Origin of the sequence: Methylobacterium sp. J-059 (genome assembly GCF_022829485.1) — a bacterium.
GTDB lineage: Bacteria > Pseudomonadota > Alphaproteobacteria > Rhizobiales > Beijerinckiaceae > Methylobacterium.
Genome location: NZ_JAKSYA010000145.1, coordinates 1 through 24,666, shown reverse-complemented (window position 1 = coordinate 24,666; position 24,666 = coordinate 1). Strand labels below are relative to the sequence as shown.

The window sequence follows — 24,666 nt, the reverse complement described above, 5'->3', positions numbered from 1 at the left end:
ATCGTCCCATCGTAGATCGAAACTTCTCAAATCATCGCGTTTGGAGATCATTCACATCGCGAAAGACCGTTGGAAGGAATAAATCGTATCCCGTAGCATCTCCATGGTCGCGAGGAATCGCGACGGGTCCGATGCCCTCGAACGCATCGACGCCGACATTCTTAGGGGAGAGACCATGCACGGACTGGACAGACCGACGAACCGCCGCCTCGTCCTGGGTGGCCTAGGGCTCGGCAGCCTCGGCGCCGCCATGCCGGCCTGGGCGGCGGGCTCGGTGAAGCTTCCGCTGCCGGGCGGCCCGGATGAGCGGGCGTTGACCACGGCCTTTCCGGACAAGGGCGAGATGATCCTGCAGCGCACTCATCCGCCGCTGCTGGAGACGCCGTTCTCGGTATTCGACGAGGGCGTGTTCACACCCAACGACCGCTTCTACGTCCGTTGGCACTGGGCCTCGATCCCGACCGAGGTCGATGCCGGCACCTTCCGGCTCAAGGTCCACGGTCATGTCGAGAAGGAACTCTCGCTCTCCCTCGACGCCATCGCCGGCCTGCCCCGCTTCGAGATCGCCGCGGTGAACCAGTGCTCGGGCAATTCACGCGGGCTGTTCGAGCCGCGTGTGCCCGGCGCGCAATGGGCCAACGGCTCGATGGGCAACGCCCGCTGGACCGGGGTGCGCCTCAAGGACGTGCTCGAACGCGCTGGCGTGAAGTCTGGTGCCTTGCAGGTGCGCTTCAGCGGCCTCGACGAGCCCGTGGTCGACGACGCGCCGGACTTCAAGAAGTCCCTCGATCTCGACCACGCCAACAATGGTGAGGTGATGATCGCCTACGCGATGAACGGCGAGCAACTTCCGCTGCTCAACGGTTTCCCGCTCCGCCTCGTGGTGCCGGGCTGGTACTCGACCTATTGGGTCAAGATGCTGTCCGACATCGAGGTGCTGGACAAGCCCGACGACCAATATTGGATGAAGACCGCCTACCGCATCCCGGACGTGCCGGGCGCCAACATTAAGCCCGGCCAGACCGGCTTCAAGACGGTCCCGATCAACAGGATGGTGCCGCGCTCCTTCGTCACCAACCTGACCGATGGCGCCAAGGTGGCGGCCGGAACGCCGGTGGCCCTTCGCGGCATCGCCTTCGGCGGCGATTGCGGGGTGAAGACGGTCGACTTCTCCGGAGATGGCGGAGCGACGTGGTTCCCGGCGCAGCTCGGCGCGGACGAGGGCCCCTACAGCTTCCGCCGCTTCGAGGGCAGCCTACCGGCGCTGGCCTCCGGCACCCACACGATCAGGGTCCGCTGCACCAACACCAACGGCGTCGCGCAGCCCATGGACCGGGTCTGGAACGGCGCCGGCTTCATGCAGAACGGCATCGAGGCCGTGTCCTTCCAGGCCGCTTGAGGAGAACAGCCATGAACCCAATCCGCCCTGCGGCCCTCATCGCCGCGCTCATACTGTCTCCCCTGGTGGCGCTCGCCGCCCCGGCTCCCGAGCCGATGCGCTTCACCTCGCAATCGATCGAATTCCCGACTTCCGACCGAATGTTCCCCGACGGACCGGGGGCCGAGGCGGTCAATAACAACTGCCTCGCCTGCCACTCGGCCGGGATGGTGCTGACCCAGCCCAAGCTCACGAAGGCGCAGTGGACCGAGACCGTGAACAAGATGGTCCACGTCTACAAGGCGCCCGTCGATCAGGCCGACGTGCAGACCATCGTCGACTACCTCACGGCGTTGAAGCCGACGCCCTGAACCCCCGAATCCCGAGGCCGCCGCGCTATTTCGCCGGCCTCGGGGAATAAACCGCGCCTTCTGGCGTCTCCTCAGGGCGATGCACGGCCGGCCCGGCCTTGCACCACGGATTTCCGATTTCGAACCAGCCCTCACGGCAGGCCCCGGCCGCCGAACGAGCGCGCATGCCCGAGAGACCCGCTTCATGACCCATATCCGCACCAGCCTCCGCACCCTCCTCACCGGAGCCGCCTTGCTCCTAGCCCAGGCCCAGCCCGGGTTCGCCGCCGGCTTCGACGGCGCGATCAAGAACAACGCCCTGGCGCTGAACGCCGCCGGGACCGTCGCCGCTGTTTCGAACAGCGAGGAGAGCGCCGTCGTCGTCTACGACGTCGCCAAGGGCACGGTGCTGCGCCGCCTCGACGGCTTCGTCACGCCGCGCAACATCGTGTTCGCGCCGGACGGCGCCCGCTTCTACGTCTCCGACAGCGGCACCGGCCGGATCACGGTCTACGAGACCGCCACCGGCAAGGAGGCCGGCGTTCTCGCCGCGGGCCCCGGCTCGTTCGGTACGGTGCTCTCGGCCGACGGAGGCAAGCTCTACGTCAACAACGAGGCCGCGAGCACGCTGACCGTGTTCGACACCAGGACCATGCTCGCCGAGGCCGTGATCCCCGGCTTCGCGCAGCCGCGCCAGGGCGTGAAGCTGTCGCCGGACGGCAAGACCGTGTTCGTGACGAACTTCCTCGGCGACAAGATCACGTTGGTCGATACCGCTACCAACAAGATCACCGGCGAGATCGCCGGGTTCGACAAGCTGCGCGCCATCTCGATCACCAAGGACGGTAAGACGCTGTTTGCCGCCAACAGCGGCCGCAATACCATCGGCGTGGTCGATGTCGCCGCCCGTAAGGTCACCTCCGAGGTGGCAGTGGGCAAGGACCCCTACGGCGCCGCGCTGACCCCGGACGGGCGCTTCGTCTATTCGGGCAATCTCAAGGACAACTCCTTGTCGGTGATCGACACCGGCACTCTCAAGGTCGTCGCAACGGTGACCGGCCTGAACGAGCCGCGCCAGGCGATCGCGTTCTCGACCGACAACGCCCGCGCCTACGTCCTCAACCGCGACCTCAGCGTCGCCGTGGTGGACCGGGCGAAGAACGCGGTCATCTCGACGATGAAGCCCTGAGGCGACGCGCGCCGGGGGCCTTATCGGTTCCCGGCGCGTTCTCGTCGTCGACACGTCACGAACGCAGGACAAAGACCCCATGCTCGGCCTGTTCCAGCGCAAGGACCGCCTCATCGTCCACGGCAAGGCGCCCTACAACGCCGAGCCGCCGCTCGATCGCCTGCGCGCGACCTTCATTACCGAGCAGGCCGACTTCTACGTCCGCAGCCACGGCGACATCCCGGACATCGACGCCGACAGCTACCGCCTGACCGTCGACGGGATGGTCGCGACGCCGCTCGACCTGTCCGTCGCCGACCTCAAGGCGCGGTTCGCACCCATCACCGTCACGGCAGTAATGCAATGCGCCGGCAACCGCCGGGCCGACATGCTGGCGGTGGCCCCGGTCGCCGGCGACCCGTGGGCGGCCGGCGCCATCGGCAACGCGGAATGGACCGGCGTGCGCCTCGCCGACGTGCTGCGCGCGGCCGGCCTCGACGCGGGGGGCGCACGTCACGTCGCCTTCGAGAGCCACGACCGGATCGCCCATACGGACACGCGCTTCGGCGCCTCGATCCCGCTCGCCAAGGCGCTCGCCCCCGAGACGCTGCTCGCCTTCGCGATGAACAGCGAGCCTCTCGCCCCCGAGCACGGCCATCCGTTGCGCGTGGTGGTGCCGGGCTTTGCCGGTATCCGCAGCCCGAAGTGGCTCGCCCGCATCACGGTGCAGGATCACCCCTCCGACAACCCGATGCAGGCCGACGACTACAAGCTGTTTCCGCCCGACGTGACCGCCGAGACCGCGGACCCCGCCCACGGCATCACCATCGAGGCGATGCCGCTCAACAGCGCGATCTGCGAGCCCGCCCGCGGCGCAGCGTTGAAGGCCGGCCGGCACGCGATCCGCGGCTACGCCATCGCCAGCGACCGAGCGGTCGCCCGCGTCGACGTCTCGACGGATGGCGGTCGCAGCTGGGCGCAGGCCCGGATCGACCGCGATGCGGACGCGCCCTACGCCTGGACGTTCTGGGAGATCGACTGCGAGCTGACGACCGGCGAGCACGAACTCGCGGTGCGGGCCTGGGACTCCGCCGGCCAGACCCAGCCTGCGGCGCCGGACGACACCTGGAACTACAAGGGCTACCTCAGCGCCGCCTGGCACCGGGTGCGGGTCACGGTGGCCTGACCGTCACGCCCAGAGCAGGGCAGTGGCCGCGAGGCCCGAGATCGCGATGAGTAGGGCCGCAACCCCGACGGTGAGGATGCGCGGCATCATCGGGATCTCGGCATGGGCGAGTCGCGCTCGGATCGCCCGGTCCCGCCATGCGGCGCCGGCGAACGAAGCAAGCGCGCAGGCGATCAGCGTGAGCGACAGCACCTTCAGTGGCCAGACCGCCAGCACCTCTCGCAGGAAGCGCTGCGCGGCCAGGCCGACGCCGAGGAAGGCGAGCCCGGTGCGAAGCCACGCCACGAAGGTGCGCTCGGCTGCCAGCACCGTGCGGTCCTCGGCGAGCCTGACCCGCGGGTCGTCGGGGGGAACGGGCTTCGCAGGTTCCCTCATCCGGCAGCCGCCTCCTGGATCAGGTCGAGCAGCGCGTCGGCTGCCCGACTGCGATAGCGCTCCTTGTGGCGCAGCACCCGGAAGGGCCGGCTCGGCAGGGCGAACGCCGCCCGCACCAGCGTTCCGGCCCGTAGCGCGGCGGCGACCACGGTCTCGGACAGGACGGCGGCCCCGCCCCCGGCCTCGACGGCGGCGCGCACCGCCTCGTTCGAGGGCAGTTCGAGCGTGACCCGGAGTTGGGCCGTGGAGAGGCCAGCCTCCATGAGCGCTGCCTCGAAGGCCGAGCGGGTTCCGGATCCCGCCTCGCGCAGCACCCAATCGGCCCCGGCGAGGTCCTCGGGTGCGAGCGCGGTCGCCCCCGCGAAGGGATGTGTTGGGGCAACCACGAGGACGAGTTGGTCCCGCGCGATGGTGGTGCTCGCAAGCGTCGGGTCGTCCAACGCTCCCTCGACGAAGCCGAGTTCGGCCTGCCCGGCGCGCACCGCGTCGGCGGCATCGGTGGTGTTGCCGACCGCCAGCCGGATGGCGATCTCAGGGTAGGTGCGGCGGAAGGCGACGAGGTGGCGCGGCAGCCAGTCGCTGGCGATGGTCTGGCTGGCGTAGAGCGCCAGCGTCCCGCGTCGCAGGCAGCTGAGGTCGGCGAGCACCAGTTCGGCGGCTTCCGCCCGGGCGAGCACCGCGCGAGCCTCGATGAGGAATACGCGCCCCGCCTCGGTGAGTTCGATCCCGCGGCCGACCCGGTGAAACAGCTTCGTCGCGTGCCGCCCCTCGATGTTGGCGATCGCCGTGCTGACCGCCGACTGGACGATGTTCAGCGCCTCGGCGGCTCGCGTCACGTGCTGCCGCTCGGCCACCGCCACGAAGATGCGAAGCTGGTCGAGGGTCACGGCTGCCGACGATCCGGCGCGAGGCCGCGGACGTGCGCATCGACCGCCTGCGCGACGGTGAGCAGCCGGGCCTCGTCGGTACGGCCGGTGACGACGTAGGACATGCCACCATCGACCCAGGAGAAGGCAGCGATGTCGCCCTCTCGGGCGAAGCGGAAGAGCGTTCGCCCATCGCCGTCTCCGACGCGGCTGTAAAGCGTCAGGCGGGTTCCGCGGTCGTCGTCGTACATTAGCATCGCTGCGGATTCAGCGCCGGCCGGCAGCAGCCGCCCGCCCATCAGGCGAAACCCTTGGGCCGCGAGATCGGGGGCCGCGACCGCGTGACCGAGGCGCTTCGAGAGCCACGTCACGAGGTGGGGCTTCTCGTCGGCGCGCACCTCCACCGGATGCACCACCTCGACCACGAAGGTGCGAAAGGCCGCGACCGCGTCCTGCGTCGCCGGTGACTCCGTCACCATCGCCGTTGCGGGTCCGCCGCGCAGGGCATGGCCGACCCAGCCGCCGGCACCGCCGAGCGCAAGGCAGAGCACGGCTGCAGCCGCCATGGGGAACCAGCCCCTGCCGACGAACCGACGTCGCGGGCGAATGTTGGCCACCCGGAGCCGCGCCGGGATCGCCTCCTCGGCGATCGGCGCGAGGCGGGCACGCAGGCGCTCGCGCAGAGCGCGATCCGCCGAGACCTCGGCCGCACGCGCGGGGTTTCCTTTGAGCCATGCCTCGACCAGCGCCTGCCGCTCCGGTTCGAGGCGGCCATCGATCAGGCCGTGCAGGTCGTCCTCGCCGACCGGGCGTGGATCCCCGCTCATTTCACCCTCCTCAAGAGGCCGGTTCGGCCTGTTTCCAGAAAACTTCGCATCCGCGTCCGCGCCCGGCTCAACCGCGACATCACGGTGCCGAGCGGTACGCCAAGCACCTGGGCCGCCTCGGCATAGGACAGATCCTCCACCGAGACGAGGAGCAGCACCGAGCGCTGTTCCTCGGGCAGGGCGTCGAGGCCGGCGAGCACGTCGCGGGCCCCCATCGCGGCCTCCGGGTCGATACCTGGGTCGGGCACCTGCTCCAGCGCTTCCGCGCCGCAATCGACGCCGCGCCGGCCCTGGCGCCGGACGGCGCCGAGGAACAGGTTGCGCTCGATCGTGAACAGCCACGCTCGGAGGTCGCCGTCGCGGCGGCGCCCGGACCAAGCGGACAAGGCCCGCTCCAGGGTGTCCTGGACGAGGTCGTCCGCCGCCTCGCGGTCTCGCAACAGCGCGACGGCGTAGCGCCGCAGGGCCGGGATTTGCGGTTCGATCAGGGCGGCGATCTCGTCCAACGATGCTTCCCGGTCAGAGGGGGCCGATCAAGGCATTCACCGATCAAGGCTTGGCGATGTGCCACGCGCCATTGAGGAAGCCGTCGCCGGTGATGTCGCCGGGCTTGGTGTCCTTGGCAAAGGTGTAGAGCGGCTTGCCCTTGTAGGCCCACTGCATCGTGCCGTCGTCCCGCGTCACCATCGTCCAGTCGCCGCTGGCGGCCGAGCCGGAGGCGGCCATCAGGGCCGGCCAGTTGGTGGCGCAGGGGCCGTTGCACATCGACTTGCCGCCCATGTCCTTGTCGAAGGTGTAGAGGGTCATGCTCTTGGCATCGACGAGCGCCGGCCCCTTGGCGGTCTCGGCCGTCATGGCAGGCGCGGCGGCCTGGGCGGCCAAGGCGGAGAAGGCGACAGCCGCGAAGGCGCCGCGGATCAGCAGAGTGCGCATGGGTGAGGTCTCCCGCGGTCGAGCATGACCGCATCGGGAGGGATGCCGAAGAGGCGCCTCTATTCCACGCGTCTTCTCGACGACAGATCACGAAGGCGTGAACGGGCTCTCAGCCACATCCGCGGAATAAAGCCGCGCCCCAGGCATCCTTCCCATCGACACCGGATCAAAAGGAAGCCGCATGCGCGGAGCACTGGGATTTGCCGTGACGGCGGCGCTGATGGCGAGCGGCCTCGTCGGCGGCCGGATGATGATGCGCCCGACCTTGGCCGCCACCGAGCCAGCGGCAGCTCCGTCTGCGTCCTTCGACGCGATGATGGCGCAGTCGATGGCGCAGATGCATGCCGACATGATGGTCCCGCCCTCGGGCGACCCCGACCGCGACTTCGCCGCGATGATGATCCCGCACCACGAAGGCGCGATCGCGATGGCGAAGGCGGAGCTGCTCCACGGCGAGGATCCGGTCCTGCGCCGCCTCGCGCAGGGGATCGTCGTCGAGCAGGGCCAGGAGATCGATGTGATGCGCCGCGCGCTCGCCGATCGCCTCGCGATGCCGGGTCGGGCCGCCGGCGCCCCTCCCGTTCACCACCATGGCGCGGCACCTGCCGCCGAGATGCCTTCGGAGCACCGCCGATGAAGACCGCCCTGACCGTTCTCGCCCTTGTGCTGCTCTCCGGCTCGGCCTTCGCCGGGCAGGCTCCAGGCCCCGCCTCGGCGCCCGACGTGCCCATCAGCAGCAAAGACCGGTTCTACACCTCCGATCAGTTCTCCAATACGGTCTCTGTGGTCGATCCCGCCGCCAACACCCTGCTCGGGGTGATCCGGCTCGGCGACCCGACGCCGACAAACCTGAGCCCGCTCTATCGCGGGCAGCTTCTGGTTCACGGCATGGGCTTCTCGCCGGACCACAGGACCCTGCTCGCGGTCTCGATCGGTTCGAACTCCGTGAGCTTCATCGACACGGCGACCAACGCGGTCCGCCACACCGCCTATGTCGGCCGCTCGCCGCACGAAGCCTTCTTCACGCCGGACGGCCGAGAGGTCTGGGTGAGCGTGCGCGGCGAGGACTATATCGCCGTGCTCGATGCCGCGACCGCCATGGAGACCCGCCGGATCACCGTACCGAACGGGCCGGGCATGACGATCTTCTCGCCGGACGGCACCTACGGTTACGTCTGCTCCAGCTTCAGCCCCGAGACCGTCGTCATCGACACCAAGACCCACGCCATCGTCGGCCGCGTGAAGCAGGAGAGTCCGTTCTGCCCCGACATCGCCGCCACGCCGGACGGCAAGCAGGTGTGGTTCACCCTCAAGGATGTCGGCCGGACCCAGGTGTTTTCGGCGCGTCCGCCATTCGCGCCGCTGAAGACGATCGAGACCGGGCCGATCACCAACCACGTCAACATCGTCTCGACCAAGGCCGGCCAGTTCGCCTACGTGACGATTGGCGGCCTGAACCAGGTCAAGGTGTTCCGCACCGACGATTTCTCCCAGCTCGCAACGATCCCGACCGGCGCCCTGCCGCACGGGCTCTGGCCCTCGGGCGACGGCAGCCGCGTCTATGTCGGTCTGGAGAACGCCGACAAGGCCGCGGTGATCGACACCGCGTCGAACACGGTGATCGCCGAGGTGCCGATCGGGCAGGGTCCGCAGGGCGTCGCCTACGTCCCGAACGCCGTACCGGAGGGCGACGGAATGCAAAACCTGCAGCCGCTGGGGGCCGCAGGCCAGACCAGTGCGCTGACGCTCGCGGGCAGCGACGGCAAGCCGGCGACGCAGGTCACCCTGTTCGACCAGGGCGTGCTGCAGACGCTGCAGGCCGCGATCACGGGACTGGCGCCGAAGATGCCGTTCGTGCTGGCGCTGTCCGCAGATCCGAAGGGCGCGACCGGCCTGGAGCCACTCGCCGCCTTCACCACCAACCCGGCCGGCGCGGCCATCGTCAACGCGATCGGCCCGATCCGGCAAGTCACCCGCAAGGACGCCGGCCCGAGCCGCCGTTACCTCGTGGTCGCGGCGGGCAAGCCCGGCAAACTCGGCGGCGTCGTGCAGGTGCAGATCACGGATTAATCGAGCGGTGTCGCCAGTCCGGAAGGCGAACATCTCAAACAATGCCTCCGTGACGCGAGCCCAGCCTCGATGTCTGCTTTCGAGAACAGCGTCAGCCCGCTTCTATGGCGTAGTTGGGTCGGCATCCGCCGGTCCGCTCTACGACCGGGTTGGGTGGTTTGCCGCCCGTCTGCTTTCGTAAGTCAAGTTTGAAAATTCGGACGTCTGCTCAGGCCGCGAACCTTACAAGGCTGACGTTATTGAGCGGCGGCGCCATCAGTCCGGGAGCAGAAAGAGCTTGGAAAGCACCCTCTGACCTAACTGATCCGCTGTGGACGGCTATGGCAAAGCAATCCTTGACCTAGAACATTCCATTATTGGCGACCGCGAACGAGATCTACTCCCGTCTTGGCCGCAGGGCCGTCGAAGCGCTGGCCGAAGCATCTCACAAGATGCGCATCGATTATCGTCTATTCTTTCGGTTTCTACGGGTCTTTATCGGCGTTCTGATGACGGGGAAGATGGCGTCCGCTTTAAACTCATAAAATCAAATCAGTTAGAAAATTAAAATCCGATTTAAAAATGGAAATACCTTTATTTAAATAAAGCACTTTTTATTTGTCGAAAGATGCAACCAAATATATAGTCAAGCTGCCGATCGATAAGCGGCCAAGCCACCAAAAAGCTGCAACGATAGTCCTTTCTACTGACGAGGACTGCGATTGGGCACCGATTCGGGTCGATGCTGGCGCTTGGGCGCAAATGGCGTCGGATGTGGGGACACAATGCAAAACCTCAAGACGATTCTCCTCTATTCTTCGGCCCTGCTAGCCATCGGAGGGGGCGCACGCGCCGCGGATCTTCCAGTCAAAAAGGCAGTCCCTGTCGAATATGTCCGCGTCTGCACCGCCTACGGCGCGGGATTTTTCTACATTCCTGGCAGCGACACCTGTATCCGCCTCTCGGGGCGCGCACGGTACGACTACCTGTATCAGGCCAGCAAGGTCCGCACAGGAAGCGGTGGCGACGTGTCTGGCTATGTCGGCCTCCTCCGATTGAACCTCGATGCGCGCACGCAAACTGATTACGGCACCTTGCGCGCGTTCCTGCGCCTCGACGTCGCCTCCCGCAGCGGCCCATTCGTCACCTCGGCCTCCCGCCAGCGCGAGGGGCAGGCCTTCCCAGGCCTCGGCGCGGACGCCTTCGGCCGGACGCAGGATTTCGTAAATGCCGACAAGGCTTTTATCCAGTTCGCCGGCCTCACTGCCGGTCGCGCATCGTCCTTCTTCGACTTCTACGCCCACGACTTCGAGTTGATCGGCGGCACCGCTGGTTCGGACAATTACAGCACCAACCTGCTTGCCTACTCGGCGGTGCTCGGCAACGGCATCACCCTGACGGCTTCGATGGAAGATCCGACCTTTCGACGCTTCCCGATCTTCGGCACCGGCGCCGCCGCTGGGGCCTTCACGGCGGCGGGCGGATTTGCAGGCTATAGCAACGCCTTCAACCCTTTTACGCCGTCCACGTTCCTCGCCCCGATCATCGTGGGGCCGGGCACCGTCGCCTTCGTGGACGTTACGCAGAAGAGCCGCCTTCCTGACTTCGTCGGCGTCGCTCGAATCGATCAGCCCTGGGGGTCGGCGCAGCTGTCGGCAGCCGTGCACGAGATCAACGCCGGCGACGCCGCCAGCACGGTCGCGGGTGTCGCGACCGCCACGGCAGGGCTCGGCATCGCTCCGACAGGCCGCGCATCCAGCGACTACGGGTTCGCGGTGCAGGGCGCCGTGAAGGTCAATCTACCCTTCATCGCTCCGGGCGACACCTTCTACCTTCAAGGCGCCTATGGCCAGGGCGCCATGAGCTACACAGGCATCTCCAACTACACGGCGCCGTACGATGCCCTCGCTGCCGCCCCTGTGAGTGGAGGATCGTTCCTGCAATACTACTCCGATGCTGTATTGAACCCATCGACGGGCAAGCTAGAACTCTCGACTTCGTTCTCCACCGTCGCCTCGTTGCTGCATTACTGGTCGCCAACTTGGCGCTCCGCAGTTTTCGGGAGCTACGCGCAGATCGACTACAACACGCGGGGCCGCAACGCACTCGGCGCCCTCGGTTTCGGTTTCGCGCCAAGCGGAGCTAATGCGGCAAATGCTTTCGCCTTCGCCACGAGCCCCGTCCTGCGCGGAAACAACCAGATCGTCACGGGCGCTAGCCTAATCTGGACCCCGGTAAAGGACCTGGATATCGGCGTCGAGGGCGAATACATACGAACCGCCCTTAACAGCGGCGTGACCCCCGACATCTCCAAGAGCTCCCTGCGCTACATCAGTTCGCAGGATGCGGCCCAGGTCCGCTTCCGTATTCAGCGCGATTTCTGAGCCTGTTCCGTCAACGCGGATACCGTCTCGGCGCGTAATAGAGCCGCACGACTATCGACCAGGGCGTTTTCCTTGATCCATGGAGAACGTAAGACATCCTGGTTTCGCTCTTCCTCCGCAGGATCGACAAAGCCCGGTCAACTGGCCGGGCTTTGCTGTTTGCACATCGATAAATTGGTATTCAAATGATAAAACTTATTTTCATTGACTGATACTGTAGTTTTGCTACAAGTATCATAGTTCTTCGGCGATCCAGTGCACAGCCGGCAGAACAGACGCTTAGTTTCAGAGCCGACAGGCCCAGGTACCGGGCCGATCGACTCTGAACAAAAGCTTCAGACCCTTCGACTCAGCCGACCGGGAAACCGGTCGGCTTTTTCTTTGGCGCTAAAGTGGACTTAAAGTTTCGTTTCAAATTCAAATCCAGCGTTCAAGACGAAAACTTTATTACTTGATAAAACGTTGAATTTACACAGCGTCGGATGCACTATGATGGAATGTCGCCAGCGAGCGACGCCATCGATACGAGAATTGACCATGAAAACGTTCGTTCTGGCCTGCTCTCTTGGTGCCATCCTGATGTCCGGCGCTGCTTATGCGGCGGACACGCAGCAGCCCATCGACCCGAAACTCATCATCCGCACCAGCGGCGATGGCCTCGACGCCGACGCCTACGCACAGGGCAACGACCGTTCCGGCGGCATGTGGCGGAACGCAATAGGAGCGAGCGGCTCGCTCGCGGCGCAGCGCCCGGTCATTGTCGGATCAGTCCCGACGGACCGTCAATGGAGCCACCTGCGGTCGCGCCAGCGTCGGGCCTACAGCGACGCTTACTGAAACCGCAGGGCTTGGCCCCGGCACCAGTGTAGAGCATTTTTCATGGTCCTCGGATCATGGGAAATGCTCTATCTCTTTGTGATGCCGCATTGTCTTTCGTTGAACCGGCAATCGCTCTGATGGAAGGTGCTTCAAGCGCTCTGGGCTCGGATGACAGCGGGGGATCCTGCCGCCGTGACCGCAGGCTTCCACACCAAGGTGGCGTGGGTGCCACCCGCATCGCTCGCGATGTCGAACGCGGCGCTGTGCAACCGGGCGATGGAATCGACGAGGCTGAGCCCGATGCCAAAGCCGCTCTTGCCTGTCCTCAACGCCCCGCGCCGGTACCTCTCCCGCACCGCACCGAGTTCATCGACCGGGATGCCGCAGCCCGTATCGTCGATGCGGATGCCCGGAGGATCGCGCACCAGCGCGACCTTTACCTCGCCACCGGCAGGGGTAAACTTCAGGGCGTTGTCGATCAGGTTGCTCACCGCCTCAAAGATCAGGCTGCGGTCGCCCTCCACGGAACAGGGCTCTTCGGGCTGCTCCCAGCGGAGCTCGATATCCCGTTCCAGGGCTAGGGGCTCGTAGTACTCGATCGCATCCTCCAGCAGGAGGGCGAGGTCGAGGTCCGTGAAGCCCGAGCGGCGCATGCGGTCTTCCATCTCCGAAATACGCAGTAGTGCTGAGAAGCGGATGACGATGTCCTTCACCTCCGCGAGAACGTCCTCGTTGCAAGTGCGGAACGCTTCGACGTTGTCGGCCTTGCGGAGCGACCGCTCCAAAATGCCCACCACTCGCGTCAGCGGGGTCCGCAGGTCGTGAGCGATGTTCTCATTGACGCCCTTGATTTCCAACATTAGCCGCTCGAGCTGATCGAGCATGTCGTTAACGACGCCGGTCAGGTGCGCGAGGTCCGCAGAGACGCCCCGCGTCGGCAGGCGCTCGCTTAGGTCACCCCGCATGATGCGTTCGACAGCTTTGGTGATGGCGTCGTTCTGGCGAAGCGATCCGGCGCCGAAGATCACTGCTCCGACGAGGCCGATGACGATGGTGGCTGCCATGCCCCAGACGAAGGTTTCGACGAGGGCTTTCTCGAGGGCTTCCAGATCCTTGGCCGAGCGACTTACGAGGACGTATTCGCCGCTCTCAAGGCGGCTCAACTGGCTGAACAGGGTGCGCGACCCGTGCTCCGCCGGCTGCGTCAGTACGAATGGGCGGCCGACCGGGGCCGTTTCAGGAAACGGGATCGGTGCCCCTACGCGGCGAGCGTGGTCGGGTCCGAACAGCACGAGGGGGCGGCCGCCTTCGGCGAAATCCTCCGAGGCGTCGATACGATCGCGCAGGGCGTGGGGCGCGAGGCTCAGGAGATGCTTCGACTCCCACCCGACCCACTCGAACGCAGCCTTGCGGCCGTAGCTGCGGGTGTCGAGATAGAGGAAGCCCGAGAGTGCGAGGGAGGCAGTTCCGAACGTCGCGAAGAACAGGCACGCGACCCGGAACCCGCTTGTGCGGCGGACTTCAAGCAGCCGCACGGAGGATGAACCCCGTATTGCGGACGGTGTGGATGCGCGGGTTCAGCCCGTCGGGATCAAGCTTCTTGCGGATCTTGCCGACATGGACGTCGATGACGCTCGACTGGTGGTTGAAGCTGTAGCCCCAAACTGACTCGAAGATCATTTTGCGGCTCACCAGCACGCCCGCGTTCTGCATCAAGAACTCGATGATCGCGAACTCTTTCGGTAGAAGCTCAATCTCCCGACCTGCGCAGTGGAGCACACGCTCGATCAAGTCGAGTTGTAGGTCGCCGACGACGAGTTCGCTCACCGCCTCGGCGGCCATTTTGCGCCGGGCAAGGGCATCGACCCGCGCGGTCAGCTCGATGAACTCGAAGGGCTTGGCGAGGTAGTCGTCGCCCCCGGCACGCAGCCCGTCCACGCGCTCGTTGACGGCCGAGAGCGCGCTAAGGATCAGGACCGGGGTCGAAACCTTGGCGGCGCGCAGCTTGGTAAGCAGGGCGAGGCCGTCGATCTCCGGCAGCATCCGGTCGAGGACGATGACATCGAAGTCACCATCCATCGCCTTGCGTAGACCGATCGATCCGTTCATGGCCTCATCCACCCGAAAACCGTGTTCGGTCAGTGCCAATCCGATTTCGGCAGCAACGCGCTGATCATCCTCAACCACAAGAACGTTGGCCATCCTTTTATCCTTTTTATTATGGATACGCTGAGCCCGTTTCGGGCTCGGCGCTTCGGCTGGGACGCTGGAGTTATGCTCTTCGCGGTCGGTGTCAAATGGCGCGTTATCAGGCGGCGGAGCGTGCGTCATATCGTCGGCAAAGCTTGTCGCATAGGCGCTGTCGTTGGCCATTTCGTCACTCCGCGCTTGCCTGCACGGAGAGCTTGGCAACGGGTTCCCCTGAAGAGACGCTGCCCTTCGGGACGATGCGGCTGCCGTCGCGCAGGTCGGCTGGGGGGTTGAGGACGACGGTGTCGCCGCCCTTCAGGCCGGAACGCAGCTCAAGGGTCGTACCCAGATCACGCGAGATCGTGATCGGATGAAGCTTCACCGTATCGTCGGGCTGGACCACGGCGACCTGGGTTCCAGCGGCATCGAAGATGAGTGCCTCGGACGGGATCTGCAGGCCGGGATGGGCGCGGGGCACGGCGAAGGTCACGTTCACATAGAGCCCCGGCCGCAGCGCCCCGTCCGGGTTCGCTACGTCGACCTCGGTGTCGAGGGTCCGCACCGACGAGCGCAGGGCCACGGAGCTGCGCGAGACGGTGCCCTCGAAACTCCGCTCCGGCATCTGAGCCACCTGAACCGTCGCTCGGACACCGTCGCGGATGTGGACCGCCGCCGATTGCGGCACCTGGACGGACACGCGTAGCACGTCCGTGCTTTCGATGGAGAAGAGTGACGCGCCGCTGCCGAGATCGGCATGGACGAGGTCGCCGACATCGACCATGCGCGCCACGACGATGCCGTCGAATGGCGCGGTCACGTTCTCGAAAGTGGTGAGCGTGCGCAGCCGGTCTACGGTCGCCTGTTGGGCAGTGATGTTCGCCTCGGCCACCTTCACCTTCGCATCGGCGGCGGTCAGGGCGGCCGTGGCGGTGAGCATCTGCGCCCGGGTCTGGTCGGCAGTCTGCTTCGAGGCCCAGCCCTGGCCGGCGAGCGTCGACGTCCGGGCGTCGGTGGCGTTGGCGAGGGTGACGTTGGCCTTGGCCTGCTCCACGTCGGCATGGGCGACGGCGAGCTGGGCCTGAAGCTGGCCGAGCTGTGCCTCGGCCTGGCTTTTCTGCTGGTCGAGGTCGGGGGCGGCGATGCGCACGAGGAGGTCGCCCTTCTTGACCCGGGAGCCGATATCGACCCGGCGTTCGGCGATGTAGCCAGTGGCACGGGCAAAAATGTCGGCGTGGTCGAAAGCCTCGGTCTGTCCCGGCAGTGTCAGCCTCATCGGCTCGTCGTCCTCGACGGCCGAAACCGTGCGGACGGTCGGTACGAAGCTGATGACGTCCTCCTGCGTCTCCAACGACGTGCGGTAGGTCTGCCAATGGTGCCAGCCGCCCAGGCCGAGGGCGCTGCCGAGCGCCAGAAGCGCGATCACGAACGGGCGCTTGCGCGGCGGGGGAAGGTGCGCATGAGTCAGGGCCTCGCCTAGCAGGTCCTGCCGCAGAGGATCGATCTCGACCGCATGGGCATGCGCCCGCTCCGCGGCGTCGTTCCCAGCGTCGTCGGATTCGATGAACGGGCTCATCAATAGTCCTCAAGGGGCTTGATCGGGTTGCGGCGGAGAAGCGTGTAGAGGAGCGGTACGAAGAGCAGCGTGGAGAGCGTGCCCATGCCGATGCCGCCCATGACGGCGCGGGCCAGCGCCGCGTTCTGTTCCGAGCCCTCGCCCGAGCCGATCGCCATCGGGATCAGGCCGAGGAACATGGCCGAGGCGGTCATCAGCACCGGTCGCAGCCGGGTGTTGCCGGCCATCAGCGCGGCCTCGGGGGCCGAGCAGCCCGTGGCCTCACGGTGCTCCTTGGCGAAGGTGACGAGCAGGATCGAGTTCGCGCTCGCCACGCCCACCGACATGATCGCCCCGAACAGGGCCGGGATGGAGAAGGTCGTGCCGGTAACGAACAGGCTCATCACGATGCCGCAGAAGGCGAGCGGCAGCGCAGCGATGACTACGAAGGGATCGACCCAAGTCTGGTAGTTGAGGACGAGCAGCAGGTAGACCGCCATCAGCGCGATCCCGAGTCCGACCTCGATATGGGCGAAGGCGCCCTCCATGCTCTCGATCTGACCACGCACACGGATCTTGTCGGGGGCGGGCAACGTCGCCTGCTCCTCCGCGACGATCTTTTCGACCGCGCTGCGCACGCTTCCGAGGTCGGCATCTTGCACGTTGGCGAGGATGTCGAAGGTCGGCTGGGTGTTGACGTGGTTGATCACCGTCTGCTCTGGCTGCCGCTGCATCGTGGCGATATTCGAGAGCAGGATCGGGATGCCCGGCTGGCCGTCTCCGGTGCCGTGGACCGAGACTGGCGTATTCATCAGCCGGGCGATGTCTCCGTTGCGCCATTCTGGGGTCTGCACCCACAGCTGGTACGGCGTGCCGGATTTCGGATCGGCCCAGAAGTTAGGGCTGACCTGAAAGGAGCCGGAAAGGGAGACGTTTAGGTTCTGGGCGATGATCTGCTCGCTCACCCCCATCTCCGAGGCGAGCCGGCGATCAACGTTTACGTACATCTGCGGCGCATCGACGATCTGGTGCAGGTGGACGTCCACCGCCCCCCGCACCGCCGCGACCCGGCGCACGAGCGCGCGGGCGACGGCGAGGTCCTTCGCGTCGTGCCGACCGGAGACCTGCACGTCGATCTGCGCCACGGTGCCGAAGTTCAGGATCTGCGTGATGATGTCGGCGGGCTGGAAATAGAAGACATCCGAAGGAAACGCCCGACGCAGCACCTTCCGCAAACGCCGCTCGTAGAACGAGATCGGCTTGTGCTCACCCTTGAGATTAATGAGCATCTGTCCGTCGTTATAGGCGACGAAGGATGCGTCCATGAACGCGTAATTGTAGTTCGACGCCGGCAGGCCGATATTGTCGAGCATGAGGCCAAGCTCGTCCTTCGGGACGACCTGCCGGACGATGTCCTCCACCTGCGCGAAGGTCTTCTCCGCCTCCTCAATCCGCATTCCCGGCCGGGTGCGGATGTGCAGCGTCATCTGGCTCGACTCGATCTGCGGAAAGTAGTCCTGCCCGATGAAGGGGAAGAGCCCCGCCGTCACGGCGAAGACACAGGCTGCCCCGGCAAGCGCCCGCTTCGGATGGCGGATTACCGCACCGAGCAACCCGACATAGCCAGCGTGGAATCGTGCGAAGCCGCGCTCGAAGGCCTCGCGGAATGCCAAGGCGACACGCAGTGGAAAGCGCAGCAGCCACGCAAGCGGCGCCAGGAGGCGTGACAGGAGCGAGCGGCGGCGCGGGCCGACTTCCAGCGCAGGAGCCGCCCCACCATGATGTCTTGCATATTCCGGCGCGACGAGGACGTCGATCAGGATCGCCACAAGGGTGCGTGAGAGCAGGTAGGAGGTGAGCATCGCGAAGACGACCGCCTCGGCCTGTGGCACGAACAGGTAGCGGGGGGCGCCCGTCAGGAAGAACACCGCCGAGAAGGCCGAGCAGATAGCCAGTGTCGAGATCAGCGCCGGCTTGGCGATACCCGCCACGCCTTCCAGCACCGAGCGGCGGAAGGGATAGCCCTCCTCGAACATCCGGTAAGTGTTCTCGATGGCCACCGTGGCGTCGTCCACGAGGATGCCGACGGCCAACGCGAGGCCGCCGAGCGTCATGACGTTGATGGTCTGGCCAAGCGCCACCAGCACCGACAGAGAGGTGAGAATGCAGAGCGGGATCGAGACGAGGACCACGAGTGTCGATCGCCACGAGCCCAGGAACAGGAGGATGGCGAGTCCCGTGAGCCCGGCGGCGATCACCGCCTCGCGTACGACATCGCCGATGGCGTCGGAAACGAAGACCGATTGATCGAAGAGCGGCGTGATCGACAGGCCCTTGGGCGAGGCCGCGCGGATGTCCGGCAGGGCCGCCTTCACGGCGTTGACCACGTCCAGCGTCGAGGCCGAGCCGTTCTTCAGCACCTGCAACAGCACGGAATGCTCGCCATCGGCGCGGACGATGTTGGTCTGCGGCGGCGAGCCGTCGCGGACATGGGCGACGTCGCGCAGGAGCACCGGCTGATCGTTCACGACCTTGATCGGGATGCGGTTAAGCTGATCGACGAGCTGGGGGCTCGAATTGAGCCGCACGGTGTATTGCTGGCGACCGATCTTCGCGAGTCCCGAGGGGACGACGAGGTTCTGCTTGAGGACCGCGTTGGTGACGTCGAGCGGCGTCATGCCCACGGCGCGGAGCTCGGCGAGGTCGAGATCGACCATCACCTGGCGCGGGGCGCCGCCATAGGGCGACGGCAAGGTCGAGCCTGGCACCTGGGCGAGGCGCTGGCGGGTGCGGTACTGGGCGTAATCGAACACTTTGGTCAGCGGCAGCGTGCCCGAGGACAACGCAAGCTGGATCACCGGCACTGAGGAGGCCGAGAAGCGCATGATCACCGGCGGCTGCACGCCCGGCGGCATCCGCGAGCGGATGGCGTTCATGGCGGAATCGACCTGCGTCATGGCGAGGTCGATGCTTACGGCGGAATCGAAATAGATCCGCTCGGTCACGGTCCCCTGGATGGACGTCGACTCGATTCGCTTGATGTTGTTCACGTTGCTCGACAGCGAGAACTCACTGTAGTTCGTGATGCGCTGAACCATGTCGGTGGCGTCGAGACCGCTATAGGTCCACACCACGACAACGACGGGAATGTCGACCGAGGGCAGCACGTCCTTCGGCGCTACGGCGATTGCGCCGACGCCGCCCAACGCCATCAAAATCGCCAAAACGTAGAAGCTCTTGCGGAATTTCAGGGCGAACCGAACAAGATTCATCGATAAATCGGGCTTCCCGGCACAACCCACCATGCGGCCAGCGCCTGAAGCGCGCTCGGACGAACAGAGGAAAGGCGCTATTTGGAGGTCTGAGCGAAGCGAAGTAAGTCCACCGCTAGATAGAGCTAGACGAAAGGTCTTACGAATGAATTCGCGATTGATTTTTTAAAAATATTTTGAAACAGAAAATCGCCACTCAGCATTTAAAAGGTGGGAAGCAACTAGCCCGTGAGGCGAAGGGACGGCTCAAACGTAGAAGATCTAAAAATTTAATTTATAAATAAAAATTAAAAGCAGCTATTTTACTTCAGAGATCAAATGTTTATTCGATTGCCTGATCAGAGTTTGTTAGACACCATTCTCCGTCGCCGCCGGCTTGGCAGGCTTGCGCGTTCGGAGTTCCCGATGTCGAGACAGCCCATCCGCGTCCTCGCGGCTCTGGCGATCCTTTCGCCATGGGCCACTTCTGCTCTGGCCCGGAACGAACAGCCAGCGGGCGGTGCTTTCATGAGCAGTTACACGAGCGATCCATATTTCGATCCGCGCTCCCGCTATTCGCAGGAACATTCCCCGGGCGACATTGGCGGTCAGCCGATGCTGACGGAGCCCAACGGCGAGAGGCCCCCCTGCGCCCTGTTCGATCAGGCCTGCGAGCAGGCCTTCGAACGGAACCGGCGGCACGCCTATCCTTGAAGGCTAGTAGCCCGTCCGAGTAACGGGTTTGCGGATCGAGATCGGGGTTGAGATCAAGGCGAGCCAGCCTGCGTCATGCTCAGCGCCCGACCTTGGCCAGCTTCAGAAGGTTGTGGGCGGTGGAGATCATCGCCCATTCGCCGCGGACCTGATCGAGCCCGCGTAGCAGGAACTGTCGGAGGCCCCGGGCTTGCTTGATCTGCCCGAACACCGGCTCGACGACCTGCTTCCTGAGGCGGTAGCGGCTCCGGCGGCCAGCCCGTTTCAACCGCTCGGCCATCGCACGCATCAGGGGGGTCTTCGTCAGCTTTTGACGACCTGCGGCATCCGCCGCTCCGTGGCGCGCCCGCCCTGAAGCAAGATAGGCGGTGATCCGCCGCTGCTTCAGCGCTGCCAGGTTCGCCTCGTTGGCAAAGCCTGCATCGCCCGAGACCTCGCACGGCTTGCGCCCGAGATGAGCGCGGATGTCGTCGATGAGCGGCACAAGGGCACGGGCGTCGGCGGCGTTCGTCACGAGGCGGTGCGCCACGATGATCTGATGCGCGGCATCGACGGCGATCTGCCCGTTGTAGCCCTGCACGAACCCGTCGCAGGTCGGCAGGATCCGGCTGTCCGGGTCGGTAAAGTTGCGCTGCGCTCGGTCCGGCGGACCGCCGTCCTCACCACGTAGGGGTCGACCCTGCCAGCGCATGCCCGAGGACGCACCCGGCCCGCTCTCGTCCTCCGGGGTGGGCGGATCGACCGCTTCCGCTTCCAGCGCAGCCTTGGCGGCGCGGATCGTCTCCAGCCGCTGCTGCTTGTCGGCCCTCCAGTCCGGCGTCTCGTCGCCCCGTCGGTTCGCGCCCTCCGCCGCATCCTCGGCCGCGTCCGCCTCGTGCGCTTGCTCCAGCCAGGCGTCGACTTCGTCGGCCAGCGCCGGCTCTGCCGTCTTCATACGTCCGTAGCTCATCGTCTTGTGGCGGGATGCGTTGGCCTTCACCTTGGTCCCGTCCACCGCCACGTCGGCGAACTGGACCAGAGCAGCCGCGCGGCACTGGCGCAGCACCTGCACGAAAAGGTCCGACAGGGCCACGAGGTGACGCTTGCGGAAGTCGGCGATGGTGCGGAAGTCCGGCCGGTTCAGCCCGGTCACCGTCATGACGTCGACCCGTTCCTCGCAGGCCCGGGCGAGCTGACGCGACGAGTACAGGCCGCGGCTGTAGCCGTAGAGCAGAAGCGCCACCATCATTCCCGGGCGGTAGGGCGGGTAGCCGCGCTCCTCGCTGTAGGTATCGAGGATGGCCGAGAGGTCGAGCGCCTCCCGCACCGTGTCGCGAACGAAGTTCGCCAGGTGCCCGGGCGGCACGAACTCGTGCAGCGAGGGCGGCAGCAACCAGCCCTGATCCACATCCCAGGAGTGAAACACCTTGGCCATGAGCCGAATGCATCACCCTCTGACCTCGCCGTCGAGAGCATTACTCTGACGGGCTCCTAACTGTTCTGTCCCGAGGTACGGAGAAAGACGCAGCATGGCCATGTCCGAGGGTGTCCATACCATTCTCAATGCGACACACGTTTGAAAACGGCAAAAATCGTTATTTTATAAACCCTTATACTTCCCATGAAATGTTCCTCAGGGGGTAGGGGGTTCCCACCACTGGAGGACGATTACCGCAGGTAATCAGGGGTTACCTTCTGAGGTGAGGGTTCCTCAAGCGCGCCCTGGCGCGAGGGCAAGCCCTCGCTGGGACGCGAGAAGTATGGGGCTTTCCGTATGGGAAGCTGACCTCAAGGGTTGGCTTCGCCATTTTTCTGAGGTTGAGAACCGTCGACCTCCATCGCCGCGCCATGGCGTCGACGCCGCGCCTCTCACGCCTGCCAGATGCCCGCCAGCCGCTGCTAGGGGTCTAGCCTCCATCTAACCACTGAAGGTGTTCAGCGGGCTTCCCTCCGTTACGCGCCGATCCATGATCCTTGCGGGCCATTCCTGAGCCTCGCAGGCGGGGATGATCCAAATGACGGCATCAGCGCGGTACCCCATCCCAGAAGTTGAAGCCCCCTCGTACCACCCCACCCACCAATGGCCCGGCATCTTCGCTCCTTGACGCTATGGCGGACCAGTCATCTACCGTTCGCGCAGGCCCTCAGTCTGTCCCAAAGGTGCTGACGTCGGACAGGCGCCTGCAGACCTGACGGGCGCTCGACTACCAAGCCGAGGTGTATCTGCTGGCCGAGGGCGACTGGCACACGCACTGGCCGAGGGACCGACCGGTCCTTGAGGGAGCCACCCACGAGCCGGGACACGTCCCCATTAGGAGTGCCGGCGGTGACGGCTGCGTTGTCAATGGGATGACAGCGGCCTATATTCACTTTTTGTTCTCGAATGCTCTTCCGGGGGCAGCTTACCCCAAACGGACGCAGTCGATGCGAGCGCGATGAGGAACGCCCTCAAGACGGTCATGTTTGTGTCTGCGCTGTCGCCATCGTTGATCAGCGTGGCGCTCGCTCGGGTCTGGGATCGCGGACCGACCTGGGACGCGCTGTGGTACGCGCTAGCGGGCTGCGTCGGCATTCTCTTGATCCGGTACATCGTCGACGCGCTCAGATGGAACGGCGAGAACTTCCCGATCACCCTGAAGAAGGTCGAGGCCAACGACGCCCTGATGCTCGGCGTCATCGTGACGTACTTCATCCCCTTTATCGGCAAGGCGGCCGACATCACAGTCGGGGTCGTACTGGGCATTCTGGCGCTCGCCGGCGTCGCCTTATGGATGTCGAGCTCCATCCTCCCCAACCCGGTTCTGCGATCGCTCGGGTATCGCTTCTACAAGGCGGAGACTGACAGCGGCGTGGTGTACACGCTCATCACGCAGCGCGACCTGGTGGATCCGAGACAGGTCAGGGCCGTCAAGCGAATTTCCGGCTCGATGCTCCTGGAGTTAGTCTGAGCCCATGAACCTCTTCGCTCTGACCCAGGGGCCAGCCCGGCGCATCCTGCGCATCCCCCTTTCCCGGGCAATCCAGATTCAGGTCGGGGCGCTATTCCGGCAGCAGGAAGCAGACTTCGTAACGTCGGCCGAGGAGGAGCACGCGTTCGACGGCTCGTACACCCCGGTCGAGGGAGAAAGCCTCGTCATCGCGGGCTACGACGACGTCGACAACATTCACCACGCCATCGAGCATCCACTAGGCATACCGGAGATCCCGCCGGATCCGGACGCGTTCGAGACAGTCAAGGCGCTCTTCGTAGGCTATCGGTCCGATGGGGACGAGCCTATCGCGCTGATCCAGGGCTTCAACCGCCGCAGGATCATATCCCCAACCGGATTCACCCTGCTCCATTCCGCGGACACCTACCGGAGGGTCGACAGTGTTGGGTTGACCCTCGACAACCGGCTTGCGGCGATGCTGGTCGGGACGAACCTCAGGTTCCTGAGCTTTCACGTCGTGCGCCAGATCCTCGACCTGAGCGCCTATTTCGCCGAGGCTACGGTTCCCGAGCTGCGAGCCTTCGCGCGCACCGCGGGCATCCACGTCGCGGATGAGGAGGCCTTCGTGGCGCTCGCCGACACTTGGGTCAGGAAGAAGGTGACCTTGATCGGCCGAAACCGAATTTTGGATACAGTGAGTTCGGCGGCGATCCGCGACGCTGCCCTCGCATTCGGCATCGAGATCGAGACGGTTCAGGTGAATGGCCGGGAGGCCATCTCCCTGCCGGGCGCCAAGGCCGATCTGAAGACGCTCCTGAAGTTCCTCGACGAGGACTACTACCGCTCGCCAATCCAGGGCCGGAACTACGTGACGAACTCGAAGCGCCCGATTTGATCCCGTTTCGTTTGCCCCACCCGGACCGACGGATATGCTTGGGGGGCAGCGTTACGTTTGAGGATGAGCTCGCCGGTCATGGGCAACGTGACAAAGGCGACGGAACTCGCCGCCCGCATCGAGGTCGTCCCGACGCTCCTGGAGGTGATCTGCCAAACCACGGGCATGGGCTTCTCCACCTTCGCCCGGGTGACCGAGGAACGCTGGATCGCCTGCGGCGTCCAGGATGACAGCGGTTTCGGGCTTACCCCGGGCGACAAGTTCGGCGTCGAGACGACCCTCGGCAACGCTGGAGGCTGATCCGTGCGTAAACCTAGTCGTGTTGAACTTCGCAACGCCGAGCATGAACGGGGCCGAGGCCTACATCGACATCCTTAAGCGGTAGCCGGGGATGGCCGTGCTATTCGTTACCGGCTTCGCCGGCACCGCCGCAATGGCCCAGGCCAGCGCGGACGGGGCCAGTGCCATCATGCTGAAGCCGTTCCGGGACGGCGAGCTCGAACGAAGGTCGCAGGAGCGCTTGCTGCCCGAGCCACGCTTGTCCCGCAGCTCGTGTCGGAGCGGGGCCGAGGCTTCGATGATCGGAGCTAGACCACCGGGTCCCCCCCCCCCCCCCCCCCCCCCCCCCCCCCCCCCCGCCCCCCGCCCCCCCCCCCCCCCCCCCCCCCGCGCCCGCCCCCTCCCCTCTCCCCTCCCTCCCCCCCCCTCCCCCGCCTCCCTCCCCCCTCTCCTGCCGCCGCTCCCTAGTTCGTCTCTCCTCGTTGTGCTCTGTGTGCGTTGTTGTCTTGAGGCTGTGTGCTGTCGCACTGAAGATGCCGGG

22 protein-coding genes are annotated in these 24,666 nt (G+C 65.5%); 12 read left to right on the top strand and 10 right to left on the bottom strand.

The window, feature by feature from the left end:
* Nucleotides 1-175: 175 nt before the first annotated feature.
* The 4 genes from MKK55_RS21715 (at nucleotide 176) to MKK55_RS21700 (ending at nucleotide 4,082) form a co-directional block, all read left to right on the top strand.
* On the top strand, nucleotides 176-1,399 hold the full coding sequence (locus MKK55_RS21715; protein WP_243932553.1) for a molybdopterin-dependent oxidoreductase: 1,224 nt from the start codon (nucleotides 176-178) through the stop codon (nucleotides 1,397-1,399).
* 11 nt (nucleotides 1,400-1,410) lie between these two features.
* Nucleotides 1,411-1,749 (top strand): c-type cytochrome, encoded by a 339-nt coding sequence (locus MKK55_RS21710; RefSeq protein WP_147762548.1) that lies wholly within the window; start codon nucleotides 1,411-1,413, stop codon nucleotides 1,747-1,749.
* Between the two features lie 184 nt (nucleotides 1,750-1,933).
* Nucleotides 1,934-2,917, top strand: coding sequence for a beta-propeller fold lactonase family protein (locus MKK55_RS21705; protein WP_147840836.1), 984 nt, complete (start codon nucleotides 1,934-1,936; stop codon nucleotides 2,915-2,917).
* Nucleotides 2,918-2,996: 79 nt separating this feature from the next.
* Nucleotides 2,997-4,082, top strand: coding sequence for a sulfite oxidase (locus MKK55_RS21700; RefSeq protein WP_147840837.1), 1,086 nt, complete (start codon nucleotides 2,997-2,999; stop codon nucleotides 4,080-4,082).
* 3 nt (nucleotides 4,083-4,085) lie between these two features.
* Here MKK55_RS21700 and MKK55_RS21695 read toward each other — a convergent pair whose 3' ends face one another.
* From MKK55_RS21695 to MKK55_RS21675, 5 genes are read right to left on the bottom strand one after another with little or no spacing between them, the layout of a single operon-like run.
* The gene (locus tag MKK55_RS21695; RefSeq protein WP_056203338.1) at nucleotides 4,086-4,457 is read right to left on the bottom strand and encodes a YidH family protein; all 372 of its coding nucleotides are present in this window, start codon (nucleotides 4,455-4,457) and stop codon (nucleotides 4,086-4,088) included.
* Complete coding sequence (locus MKK55_RS21690; RefSeq protein ID WP_147840838.1) at nucleotides 4,454-5,344, bottom strand: LysR family transcriptional regulator; 891 nt, start codon at nucleotides 5,342-5,344, stop codon at nucleotides 4,454-4,456. The genes MKK55_RS21695 and MKK55_RS21690 overlap by 4 nt, the downstream gene beginning before the upstream one ends.
* On the bottom strand, nucleotides 5,341-6,150 hold the full coding sequence (locus MKK55_RS21685) for an anti-sigma factor family protein (protein ID WP_147840839.1): 810 nt from the start codon (nucleotides 6,148-6,150) through the stop codon (nucleotides 5,341-5,343). The genes MKK55_RS21690 and MKK55_RS21685 overlap by 4 nt, the downstream gene beginning before the upstream one ends.
* Nucleotides 6,147-6,656, bottom strand: coding sequence for an RNA polymerase sigma factor (locus tag MKK55_RS21680; protein WP_243924979.1), 510 nt, complete (start codon nucleotides 6,654-6,656; stop codon nucleotides 6,147-6,149). The genes MKK55_RS21685 and MKK55_RS21680 overlap by 4 nt, the downstream gene beginning before the upstream one ends.
* A 43-nt stretch (nucleotides 6,657-6,699) precedes the next feature.
* Nucleotides 6,700-7,083: a hypothetical protein gene (locus MKK55_RS21675; RefSeq protein WP_147840841.1), complete on the bottom strand. Its 384-nt coding sequence runs from the start codon at nucleotides 7,081-7,083 to the stop codon at nucleotides 6,700-6,702.
* 181 nt (nucleotides 7,084-7,264) lie between these two features.
* On the opposite strand from MKK55_RS21675, the gene MKK55_RS21670 reads away from it, so the two are divergent.
* The 4 genes from MKK55_RS21670 to MKK55_RS21655 all read left to right on the top strand — a co-directional run bounded on the left by MKK55_RS21670 (nucleotide 7,265) and on the right by MKK55_RS21655 (nucleotide 12,353).
* Nucleotides 7,265-7,720: a DUF305 domain-containing protein gene (locus MKK55_RS21670; protein ID WP_147840842.1), complete on the top strand. Its 456-nt coding sequence runs from the start codon at nucleotides 7,265-7,267 to the stop codon at nucleotides 7,718-7,720.
* Complete coding sequence (locus tag MKK55_RS21665) at nucleotides 7,717-9,153, top strand: YncE family protein (protein WP_147840843.1); 1,437 nt, start codon at nucleotides 7,717-7,719, stop codon at nucleotides 9,151-9,153. The genes MKK55_RS21670 and MKK55_RS21665 overlap by 4 nt, the downstream gene beginning before the upstream one ends.
* Nucleotides 9,154-9,917: 764 nt before the next feature.
* Complete coding sequence (locus MKK55_RS21660) at nucleotides 9,918-11,516, top strand: porin (RefSeq protein WP_238272947.1); 1,599 nt, start codon at nucleotides 9,918-9,920, stop codon at nucleotides 11,514-11,516.
* Nucleotides 11,517-12,053: 537 nt separating this feature from the next.
* Complete coding sequence (locus tag MKK55_RS21655) at nucleotides 12,054-12,353, top strand: hypothetical protein (protein WP_238272948.1); 300 nt, start codon at nucleotides 12,054-12,056, stop codon at nucleotides 12,351-12,353.
* A gap of 131 nt (nucleotides 12,354-12,484) precedes the next feature.
* Here the strand turns inward: MKK55_RS21655 and MKK55_RS21650 are convergent, their stop codons facing one another.
* The 4 genes from MKK55_RS21650 to MKK55_RS21635 form a co-directional block, all read right to left on the bottom strand.
* A complete protein-coding gene (locus tag MKK55_RS21650) occupies nucleotides 12,485-13,870 on the bottom strand; it encodes a sensor histidine kinase (protein ID WP_238272949.1) in 1,386 nt (461 codons plus the stop codon).
* The gene (locus MKK55_RS21645) at nucleotides 13,857-14,537 is read right to left on the bottom strand and encodes a response regulator transcription factor (RefSeq protein WP_238272980.1); all 681 of its coding nucleotides are present in this window, start codon (nucleotides 14,535-14,537) and stop codon (nucleotides 13,857-13,859) included. Before MKK55_RS21645 ends, MKK55_RS21650 begins: the two co-directional genes overlap by 14 nt.
* Nucleotides 14,538-14,712: 175 nt before the next feature.
* Nucleotides 14,713-16,098, bottom strand: a complete 1,386-nt coding sequence (locus tag MKK55_RS21640) for an efflux RND transporter periplasmic adaptor subunit (RefSeq protein ID WP_243932551.1) — start codon at nucleotides 16,096-16,098, stop codon at nucleotides 14,713-14,715.
* The gene (locus tag MKK55_RS21635; protein ID WP_147762528.1) at nucleotides 16,098-19,349 is read right to left on the bottom strand and encodes an efflux RND transporter permease subunit; all 3,252 of its coding nucleotides are present in this window, start codon (nucleotides 19,347-19,349) and stop codon (nucleotides 16,098-16,100) included. The genes MKK55_RS21640 and MKK55_RS21635 overlap by 1 nt, the downstream gene beginning before the upstream one ends.
* A 405-nt stretch (nucleotides 19,350-19,754) precedes the next feature.
* Between MKK55_RS21635 and MKK55_RS21630 the strand changes: the two genes are divergently transcribed.
* Entirely contained in the window at nucleotides 19,755-20,042 is a 288-nt protein-coding gene (locus tag MKK55_RS21630) for a hypothetical protein (RefSeq protein WP_243937602.1), read from the top strand.
* 79 nt (nucleotides 20,043-20,121) lie between these two features.
* Here the strand turns inward: MKK55_RS21630 and MKK55_RS21625 are convergent, their stop codons facing one another.
* Nucleotides 20,122-21,456, bottom strand: a complete 1,335-nt coding sequence (locus MKK55_RS21625; RefSeq protein WP_243937601.1) for an IS1182 family transposase — start codon at nucleotides 21,454-21,456, stop codon at nucleotides 20,122-20,124.
* 1,000 nt (nucleotides 21,457-22,456) lie between these two features.
* Here MKK55_RS21625 and MKK55_RS21620 point away from each other — a divergent pair.
* From MKK55_RS21620 to MKK55_RS21610, 3 genes are all read left to right on the top strand, one after another.
* Nucleotides 22,457-22,969 (top strand): hypothetical protein, encoded by a 513-nt coding sequence (locus MKK55_RS21620; protein WP_243932549.1) that lies wholly within the window; start codon nucleotides 22,457-22,459, stop codon nucleotides 22,967-22,969.
* 4 nt (nucleotides 22,970-22,973) lie between these two features.
* Complete coding sequence (locus tag MKK55_RS21615; protein WP_243932548.1) at nucleotides 22,974-23,846, top strand: hypothetical protein; 873 nt, start codon at nucleotides 22,974-22,976, stop codon at nucleotides 23,844-23,846.
* Between the two features lie 78 nt (nucleotides 23,847-23,924).
* Nucleotides 23,925-24,146, top strand: coding sequence for a hypothetical protein (locus MKK55_RS21610; RefSeq protein WP_243932547.1), 222 nt, complete (start codon nucleotides 23,925-23,927; stop codon nucleotides 24,144-24,146).
* Nucleotides 24,147-24,666 lie beyond the last annotated feature (520 nt).